This is a genomic window from Castellaniella hirudinis (assembly GCF_042651965.1).
GTDB lineage: Bacteria > Pseudomonadota > Gammaproteobacteria > Burkholderiales > Burkholderiaceae_B > Castellaniella > Castellaniella hirudinis.
The window spans coordinates 1-587 of the sequence record NZ_JBHSDY010000015.1; the positions used below are offsets into that span (position 1 = coordinate 1).

A 587-nucleotide genomic window follows, 5' to 3' on the forward strand; every position below is an offset into this window, starting at 1 on the left:
GACGGCGACGAAGGCCCGCTGGGCTCGCAAGCGATCATGAAGCTGGCCGAAGCGCTGGACACGTACATCCCGACGCCCGAGCGCGCGGTGGACGGCACGTTCCTGATGCCTGTGGAAGACGTGTTCTCGATCTCGGGTCGCGGCACGGTGGTGACCGGCCGTATCGAGCGCGGGATCATCAAGGTCGGCGAAGAAATCGAGATCGTGGGGATCCACGACACGGCCAAGACGACCTGCACGGGCGTTGAGATGTTCCGCAAGCTGCTGGACCAGGGCCAGGCGGGCGACAACGTGGGGATTCTGCTGCGCGGCACCAAGCGTGAAGAAGTCGAGCGCGGCCAGGTGCTGGCCAAGCCGGGTTCGATCCACCCGCACACGTCCTTCACGGCCGAGGTGTACATTCTGTCCAAGGACGAGGGCGGCCGCCACACGCCGTTCTTCAAGGGCTATCGTCCGCAGTTCTACTTCCGTACGACGGACGTGACGGGCACGATCGAGCTGCCGGCGGACAAGGAAATGGTGTTGCCTGGTGACAACATCTCGATCGAGGTGAACCTGATTGCCCCGATCGCCATGGAAGAAGGCCT

At 63.9% G+C, this 587-nt stretch carries 1 protein-coding gene; it reads left to right on the plus strand.

All coding sequences use genetic code 11. The features are described from left to right. Positions 1-587 (plus strand): EF-Tu C-terminal domain-related protein (locus ACFO0J_RS17950; protein ID WP_376814462.1); only part of this gene is annotated, 587 nt, incomplete at both ends.